The organism is Oceanobacillus luteolus (assembly GCF_042678205.1).
In the GTDB taxonomy this organism is placed as follows: domain Bacteria; phylum Bacillota; class Bacilli; order Bacillales; family Amphibacillaceae; genus Oceanobacillus; species Oceanobacillus luteolus.
Genome location: NZ_JBHUDE010000114.1, coordinates 1 through 8,041 on the forward strand (window position 1 = coordinate 1; position 8,041 = coordinate 8,041).

10 protein-coding genes and 1 riboswitch are annotated in these 8,041 nt (G+C 36.4%); of the genes, 1 reads left to right on the forward strand and 9 read right to left on the reverse strand.

Annotated elements, in window-relative coordinates:
- Window positions 1–523 precede the first annotated feature (523 nt).
- The gene (locus ACFSBH_RS13045; RefSeq protein ID WP_379597915.1) at window positions 524–1,786 is read right to left on the reverse strand and encodes a hypothetical protein; all 1,263 of its coding nucleotides are present in this window, start codon (window positions 1,784–1,786) and stop codon (window positions 524–526) included.
- A 152-nt stretch (window positions 1,787–1,938) separates the two neighbouring features.
- Here ACFSBH_RS13045 and ACFSBH_RS13050 point away from each other — a divergent pair, with 152 nt between their 5' ends.
- The gene (locus tag ACFSBH_RS13050; protein ID WP_251511526.1) at window positions 1,939–2,619 is read left to right on the forward strand and encodes a DUF421 domain-containing protein; all 681 of its coding nucleotides are present in this window, start codon (window positions 1,939–1,941) and stop codon (window positions 2,617–2,619) included.
- Between the two features lie 72 nt (window positions 2,620–2,691).
- Here ACFSBH_RS13050 and ACFSBH_RS13055 read toward each other — a convergent pair whose 3' ends face one another.
- The 8 genes from ACFSBH_RS13055 to ACFSBH_RS13090 all read right to left on the reverse strand — a co-directional run bounded on the left by ACFSBH_RS13055 (window position 2,692) and on the right by ACFSBH_RS13090 (window position 7,860).
- Complete coding sequence (locus ACFSBH_RS13055) at window positions 2,692–2,862, reverse strand: hypothetical protein (protein ID WP_379597917.1); 171 nt, start codon at window positions 2,860–2,862, stop codon at window positions 2,692–2,694.
- Between the two features lie 196 nt (window positions 2,863–3,058).
- Complete coding sequence (locus ACFSBH_RS13060; protein ID WP_251511517.1) at window positions 3,059–3,931, reverse strand: MetQ/NlpA family ABC transporter substrate-binding protein; 873 nt, start codon at window positions 3,929–3,931, stop codon at window positions 3,059–3,061.
- A gap of 19 nt (window positions 3,932–3,950) precedes the next feature.
- Window positions 3,951–4,607, reverse strand: coding sequence for a methionine ABC transporter permease (locus ACFSBH_RS13065; protein ID WP_251511508.1), 657 nt, complete (start codon window positions 4,605–4,607; stop codon window positions 3,951–3,953).
- Complete coding sequence (locus ACFSBH_RS13070) at window positions 4,608–5,624, reverse strand: methionine ABC transporter ATP-binding protein (RefSeq protein ID WP_251511505.1); 1,017 nt, start codon at window positions 5,622–5,624, stop codon at window positions 4,608–4,610.
- 156 nt (window positions 5,625–5,780) lie between these two features.
- A riboswitch (SAM riboswitch) is annotated at window positions 5,781–5,881 on the reverse strand.
- Between the two features lie 65 nt (window positions 5,882–5,946).
- Window positions 5,947–6,276: a thioredoxin family protein gene (locus ACFSBH_RS13075; protein ID WP_379597921.1), complete on the reverse strand. Its 330-nt coding sequence runs from the start codon at window positions 6,274–6,276 to the stop codon at window positions 5,947–5,949.
- 72 nt (window positions 6,277–6,348) lie between these two features.
- A complete protein-coding gene (locus tag ACFSBH_RS13080; protein ID WP_251511499.1) occupies window positions 6,349–6,711 on the reverse strand; it encodes a toprim domain-containing protein in 363 nt (120 codons plus the stop codon).
- A gap of 153 nt (window positions 6,712–6,864) precedes the next feature.
- Complete coding sequence (gene gcvH / locus ACFSBH_RS13085; RefSeq protein ID WP_251511496.1) at window positions 6,865–7,251, reverse strand: glycine cleavage system protein GcvH; 387 nt, start codon at window positions 7,249–7,251, stop codon at window positions 6,865–6,867.
- Between the two features lie 249 nt (window positions 7,252–7,500).
- Window positions 7,501–7,860 carry an arsenate reductase family protein gene (locus ACFSBH_RS13090; protein WP_251511494.1) on the reverse strand — a complete coding sequence of 120 codons (360 nt, stop codon included), beginning with the start codon at window positions 7,858–7,860 and terminating at the stop codon, window positions 7,501–7,503.
- Between the last annotated feature and the right edge of the window lie 181 nt (window positions 7,861–8,041).

Below are 8,041 nucleotides of genomic sequence, written 5' to 3' on the forward strand. Positions count from 1 at the left end.
GCCAGAAACTTTAAATAAGTACATGCCTTGGTCGAAGGCGATTCAAGCAACATGTGCAAAAAAATAAAATAACCGTAAATCTGTTTAAAACATCTCAGATTCACGATTATTTGGCGTTTCTGTTTTTAATTTTAGTTGCTTCTATTATAAAATTTCTTAGTTCGGGCTTACGAGACATCTTACCATTATTGTTGTTTTTAGCCATTTGTAAAAACTCCTTTCATGATGTGATTATCTTGCCTTTCATTTATTGCTTTCCACATATAATAGAATTTCAAACATAAAACGAAAATAAATTTTCTAGATTTAATATTTTTAATAATACTTAAACTTGAATTTAAGGTCCTTATTGGCTATCTTTTTCCTTAAGTCTATCAAATACTTTCTCTGTAATGATTTCTTTCTCTTCTTTTTCTTGATTTTCCAATTCAAATTCCAATCGATCCTCGGGTGCTAAATGAAAATATCCTTCTTTTGTTGAATTTTTTTCCTTAGGAAAGATATTCTTCTCCCCTTTCAAACTCTATAATCGCGAGTTGATTTGTGGATCAATATAACTTTTCCGCTTCTTCCAGACAAAGCCGTCTCCCTTAGTAATAACTGCGACATCAATAGGGGGACCGACGGATTCAGTTGCTCTTGTCACTCTTCTTTTAAACGTAGTTAATGACACGAGGGCTTCTGCCATATCTGCCAATTCTTCCTTAGGCAGGGAGCGTACTACCCCAAGCAGCGGCTCAACATAATTCTTTTCTTGATATTCCTTTACAGCAATTTCCATCGAATCATACACTTCTTTACCCATTTTCTGTAATTTAGTAACCTCTTCTTCGGTAAATTCAATTCGAAGATTTTTTTGAATCTGATCGTGATAGTTTTTTATTACGCTAGAAATGATTCGGAAAATCACATCTTCCATATTCGGCTCGATTCCTTTGATGAAGGAATCTACCATATCTCTTTGGGCAAAAGCTGTAATCGAGGCTGTCCCATCATCCTTGTCTGTCGTATAACTTATTTTTTTATCCTTTAATTTTTTATATTTCAACTGCCCAAACACAAATCCTTCCAGTCTATAGTTTAATAGCTGGGGGAATATTTCTTCATCACCGTATCCTCCAATAACAAATCCGGTACTTCCCACACTGAAATAATCCTTCACCGTTGCCTCATAAGCCAGTTCGTGAAGCTTTTCAATTAATTCATCAGGGATGTCATAACGAATCAACTCATCGATAACTTCATTTACAACAGAACTAAATCTTTCTTTAAAAGCTGCTTCTTCAAATTCAATAAACCATTTCCTTTGCTTTCTATAGGATTGAATCATCCGACCTGCGCATGAATCTAGCCAGTTCGTTACACGTTCTGATGTTACGCCCTCTTCCATATGTTCTTTACTAGCCATTTTTTTTTCTACTTCTTTGACTAGACGTTTCAGATTATCCGAGAATATGCGATAAACAATTATTTCTTCAACTTCTTCATTTTTAAATCGAGCATCTTCATTCAAAAATCTTAAAAAGTCTTCCATATAATCATGGAGATGATTAAAAGTACGATCACATATCACTTCTCTATAGGATTTGATGATTACTTCCCATGGAACCTCCATGAAAGAAGCCGCTCCATATACCATAATTCCTATAGAATGCTTTTCCGATAGGGCGAATAACTTATTTGCTGTATTATAAACTTTTTGGATACCTTCTCTTCCACTTGTAATTGCACTATCAGCTGCCATGGCAATCCCATGTTTATTCAAGACTGCTACTTCTGCCGTCAATTCAACCCCTCCTTCATTGATATATCTATCACTTACCCTCGCTATTCAACATAAAAACTGCACATCTCAGCCAATTACTTAGTCTGTTAGATTAGATTCTTTTAAAAGGGGTACAGATTCTAGACAGAATACATTCTAGAGGTGAAGCAACTATGGAAACTTCAATAACAGTTAAAATTATTTGTGGTCTGCTCGCATTATTAGCCATTATCCGATTACTTGGTAAGAAAGAACTCTCACAGATTACTCCATTCGATTTTGTTTATCTTTTGATACTTGGGGGATTAGTGGAGGAATCGGTATATGATGATAAAGTTACAGTCTGGCAGGTTCTTTATTCTGTAACATTATGGGCTGTACTGATTTATAGTATCGAGAAGATTGTACAGCGTTTCGATAAGACCAGACCCGTCATTAAAGGAGAACCAACTATCATTATTAATGAGGGAGAGCTTGATATAGATGCTCTGCAAAAAAACGATTTGGAATCAGAACAACTGAGAACGATGTTAAGACAACAGGGTATATTTACAATCAGCGAAGTAAAATATGCCATATTAGAAACTAGTGGGCAATTAAGCGTCCTAAAGCATGAACAATCATCCCCGGTTACCGCTGATATGTTATCAATTAACCCTAAAGAAACATCGATTGCTCATTTAGTCATTGATGAAGGCAAAGTACAACACAAAGTTCTTGACATGATTGAAAAAGATGAGAACTGGCTGCGTACCCAATTAGGGAAATTAGGTTATGACGATATTAGTAAAATATATTACGCCGAATGGTCGGAAACGGATGGCTTTACGATTCACGGAGTTAAAAATGATTAATTTCGAAAATGAACAAAAAACACGGAACCCACTTTGGGACTCCGTGTTTTTCATTTGAAGATAACTTCCACTTCATCTATGCAGCTGACTATCCACTTCAGCGATAATCTGCTTCGATTCTTGATATTCTTTCTCACGTTTTAGTTCTACTTCCATCCGTTTAGACAGATTAGACTCATATTCAGCGATGCTCATCCTGTGATTTTTACTCATCGCTTTTTCCATATCTTCTGTGTAATTCATGTTATTATCGGAATTGATAATAAACCACTCCTTTAATGTGATAAACAAAATGTTAACACAGAACAATTCCCTGCACAAAGGTCGAATAAACCTGTATAGAGTGATTTTTACACGTACTTTACAATTCCCGTCAAAAAATAAAAGGAAGCATAAACATTTAAGCTCATGCTTCCTTATTCTTCGTAATACAGTGTTTTTAGTTATTTCCACCTACAGGAACTACTGCACCTTCATAAGTTTCAAGAATGAAGTTCTGAATTTCTTCAGATTGCAGGACATCCACTAACGTTTGAAGAGCAGGATCATCTTTGTCTTCTCCACGAACTGCAATGATGTTGACATATTCAGAGTTTTCATCTTCAATGAACAATGCATCATTCAATGGATTTAGACCAGCATCAATTGCATAGTTTGTGTTGATTGCAACCAATGCATCCGGCTCAGATTGATACATTTCTGGTAATAGCAATGGATCTACATCTGGTGAAAATGTGATGTTTTTAGGATTTTCTACGATATCTTCAATTGTTGCAGCTGATTTCTCAACATTTTCATCCAATTTGATAAGTCCTTGTTGTTCAAATAAGGATAAGATACGTCCATGGTCTGGAATCGAACGGCTGATGATCACTTCTTGTCCATCTTCAATATCATCAATGTTGGTGATGTTCTGAGAATATACACCCATTGGTTCGATATGAATACCATCAATATACTCTAGATCATACCCTGTATCTGCAACAGTCTGCTCTAGGAACGGGATATGCTGGAAGAAGTTTGCATCCAGTGCACCTGATTCCAAGTCTTCATTCGGCAAAACATAATCTTGGTATGTTTCAATAGTAATGTTAATGCCCTCTTCTTCTAACAAAGGTTTTGCTTCCTCTAGAATCTCAGCGTGTGGCGTACTTGATGCACCAATCACAAGTTCAACTGATTCTGATGAATCTTCTGTTGCGTTGTCTGCATCTTCCGCATCATTTGCAGTGTTTTCTTCATTTCCACCATTCCCGCAAGCTGCGAGTAGCAATACAAATAACAATACAAGTAAACCAAAAAGCTTTCTCATCGTTGTTTCTCTCCTTTATTTATCTTTTATCTATTTTATTGGTGATTAAATCTCCAATAAATTGGATAATAAATACAATGATCAGGATTAATACGGTACAAACAAATACAACATCGAAGTCACGACGTTGGAAACCATAGAAATAAGCATAGTCTCCAAGACCGCCTGCTCCAATTACACCAGCCATTGCAGTATAACCAATCAAGGCTATCGCTGTAACAGTTAGTCCAGACACAAGTGCCGGTAAAGACTCAGGTATAATAACCTTGAAAATAATGGTCCTTGTTTTTGCACCGATTGATTTTGCGGCTTCAATTACACCCTTATCCACTTCACGAAAAGCTATCTCAACAAGACGAGCATAAAATGGTGCCGTACCGATAATCAAAGCAGGCAATGCAGCGCTCGGCCCTCGAATCGTTCCAATCAAGAAATTCGTAAAAGGGAAAAGTAATAAAATCAAAATAATGAATGGGATGGCACGGAATATATTAACAATTGCCGCGGTTATTATATGAATGAATTTATTTTCCCAAATTCCATCTTTTGACGTCAAAAACAATAATAATCCTAATAAAATTCCCAAAATCAGAGTACCGATCAATGCGATACCTGTCATATATAGTGTTTCATTAGTTGCTGTAATCAATTCATCTGTTTTTAAGTTACCAAACATTTAGATGACCTCCACTTCTACGGAGGTTTCACTCTGAATATATTTAATGGCACTTTCGATTTCCGAATCATTACCTGTCACTTGAACGAATAGTGTTCCGTAACTTCCTGTTTTCGTATTCGTAATCTTACCTTGTAATATATTGATATCAACCTCGTATCGCTTAGCGATCTGGCTGATCAATGCTTGGTTTGCTGATTCACCAATGAATTGCAGTTTGAGCAGTGTACCCTCCGAATTTGTTTCCATGATACTTGAAATATTTTCATCCTCATCATTGCCCATTGCCTGATGAACAAATTTTTTCGTAATCGGCTGTTGTGGATGAAGGAATACATCGAGAACATCACCAAGCTCGACAATTTTCCCGTTCTCCATTACAGCAACTCGATGACAAATTTTTCGGATTACTTGCATCTCATGGGTAATTAATATAATGGTCAGTCCCATTTTCTCATTAATATCTACAAGTAAATCCAAAATAGAATTTGTAGTTTCCGGATCAAGTGCAGATGTAGCTTCATCACAAAGTAAGAGTTTTGGTTTATTCGCTAATGCCCTCGCAATACCGACCCGTTGTTTTTGTCCACCACTTAACTGGGAAGGATAAGCATTTTCACGTCCGGTCAACCCGACGAGGTCGATAAGTTCCTGCACCCTTTTTTTCCGCTTTTCTTTACTTACTCCTGCGATTTCAAGAGGAAATGCAATGTTTTCTGCAACGGTCCTTGACCACAATAAGTTAAAGTGCTGAAAAATCATCCCGATATCCTGACGGGCGATTCGAAGTTCATTTTGATTAAGATTTGTTATTTCATTATCTTCAATGGTTATTGTGCCCGCTGACGGTTCTTCTAGTCGATTGATCAGACGGATAAAGGTACTCTTTCCCGCACCACTATAACCGATGACTCCAAAAATCTCACCATTATTGATGTCTATATCCACATGATCAACGGCAGTTATTTGCCGGTCTTTTGTAATAAATTCTTTCTTTAATCCCTTAATGGAAATCAATAGATTGTCTCCTTCCATACAGCTTACCACTTAAATACCGTCCCATTATTAAAAATGGAATACATCTATTTAGTATAAACATAATTACTCAATAAATTAAAAACGTCTTTCTGCTCGGAGAACAGAAAGACGCATAGTTGATTATCATCTCTTGTTCTCTCATCTATCAAAAAAATTTGCAGGAATTGGCACCTTTCAAATCCTTGAAGGTTGCCGCGGTTTCATAGGGCCAGTCCCTCCGCCGCTCGCGATAAGAGTAAAACTATTAAATTAGTATAAACGAATAATAGCATGAGGGGTCTTAAACTGTCAACAAAATGATTTATTTAAACATTTCTGGGCGATACTCATATAAATACCGATAAATATTTCCGGTTGAATAGAAGGTATAAATTTTTTCTTTCACTTCATTATTTTCTACAATCAATAAACACGGAACACTTTCGATTTTGTATTCATGCAAAAATGGCTCCTCGAAATTTGCGTTCATTTCAAGAAAAATTGTTTGGTTATGGATTTCTTCAATTTTCTCTAACATTGCTCGTGCAACCGTGCATGTCCCACAGAATGTTGAATAGATAAATAAAATATATGAATCATTTAATTGCTTTGATGTGATTTTTTGCATATTTTCACCTGTTAATATAAAGATTCATCACTTCACTTGAAGGGATAATCAGCCCTCCAAGTGAAACGATAGTTGAATTTATATCTTATCTTACAGTCAATTGTACTGCAAATAAAACGGTCTTACTGTAAAGTGTTTTGCCACAAGTAATGAAGCAAGTATTTTATATGGGGTGGTAGCCACTTCCCGATAATCTTTACTGATATAAATATGCTCGGCATGTGGCAGTTCCTTAGCTAGTTGTTTTCTAAGCCTCAGTCCTGATTTATCTTCATCAACAAAAATATATACATCATTTTCATCTAAATTATACATATCCAAAAGCTCATCAAACCGATTAATGCTTAAAGTGCCGTTCGTACAAATAATCGTTACATCTTCATTTAAAATTTCTTCAATTTTACGTTTATCCGACAACCCCTCCACAATAATCACTTTTTCGGTTTCGTGTGCAATCATCTCAAGACACTCCTTATCCCATCGAGTCATCTGCTGATTGTTATAGTATATGAAAAAGAGGAGGTCAACTATACTCTTCACCGCATAGTTAGGCCCCCTCTTTATTCCTAATCAGAAAGCATACAGGTTGAAGAGGCTTTATCGATAAAAAAATTAATCCTCTTCAATAATAGCTTTATATTCATCTGCTGTAAGCAGGTTGTCCCACTCACTTTCGTCATCCAATTCAACAACGATCATCCATGCGTTTTCGTATGGAGATTCATTAACGAGTTCTGGACTATCCTCCAGTTCTTCGTTCACTTCTACAACTTTACCACTTACCGGTGCATAAAGTTCAGAAACAGTTTTTACTGACTCGACACTTCCGAATGAATCGTCTGTTTGAACTTCATCATCCACTTCGGGCAATTCAACGAAGACAATATCTCCTAATTCGTCTTGTGCAAAATCTGTAATTCCAATACGTACTTTATTGTCGCCTTCTTTTTTAATCCACTCATGTTCTTTCGTATAGCGTAAATCGTTTGGCAAATTCATTGACCCTTCATCCTTTCAAGTTTCTATTGTCATACCTTAACTATACAATGGAATATTAATAAAATCTACTGCATCCAGCAATTTTTATAACGGATAAACGGTCTGGAACTCCTCAACTCCCAAATATTAGGAGAATTCAATATATTAATGTGAGGGATGAACAGACCGTAAATCCTTGATTCTATTCAACTGACATTCAGACGGGGTGGAAAAGAACCCCGCTGAATGAAGCTTGACATGATCAGTTACTTAGTTTTGCCAATGTTCTTCGTATAAGTCTTCTTTGAATCCCACAGTAACCGTTTCGCCGTCTACCGCTATTGGCCGTTTGATCAACATTCCATCAGAAGCCAGGAATTCAGCCATTTCTTCCGTTGATGCATCTTTAATTTTTTCCTTCATATTTAATTCACGATATTTCTTTCCACTCGTATTAAAGAATTTCTTCGCCGGAAGACCACTTTTCTCGATAATTTGCAAGATTTCTTCCTTCGATGGAGTATCCTCAACAATATGTATAGGTGTAAAATCAACGTTCTTTTCTTCTAACCATTTCTTTGCTTTTTTACATGTTCCACAATTTGGATACCAGTAAAATTTCATTGACATCTAAACCCAACTCCTTTCATAATCAACATCATTCTATCATAGAAGAAGTTGCAGAGACATCTATTTAATCCTCTATAATCAAAACCACCAGTGTGAACTGGTGGTTTGCTCTGCGGCTGAAAGCCTCTATTACCGGCCTCGGCCTAAAAGGCCCACTGAATGGGTTTCCCTTCTGCACCAC

Coding starts and splice junctions, on each gene's coding strand:
- ACFSBH_RS13080 (WP_251511499.1), bottom strand. CDS start 6,711: ATGATTGCACACGAAACCGAAAAAGTGATTATTGTGGAGGGGTTGTCG.
- gcvH (WP_251511496.1), bottom strand. CDS start 7,251: ATGAATTTGCCAAACGATTTACGCTATACGAAAGAACATGAGTGGATT.
- ACFSBH_RS13055 (WP_379597917.1), bottom strand. CDS start 2,862: ATGAATTACACAGAAGATATGGAAAAAGCGATGAGTAAAAATCACAGG.
- ACFSBH_RS13060 (WP_251511517.1), bottom strand. CDS start 3,931: ATGAGAAAGCTTTTTGGTTTACTTGTATTGTTATTTGTATTGCTACTC.
- ACFSBH_RS13090 (WP_251511494.1), bottom strand. CDS start 7,860: ATGTCAATGAAATTTTACTGGTATCCAAATTGTGGAACATGTAAAAAA.
- ACFSBH_RS13065 (WP_251511508.1), bottom strand. CDS start 4,607: ATGTTTGGTAACTTAAAAACAGATGAATTGATTACAGCAACTAATGAA.
- ACFSBH_RS13050 (WP_251511526.1), top strand. CDS start 1,939: ATGGAAACTTCAATAACAGTTAAAATTATTTGTGGTCTGCTCGCATTA.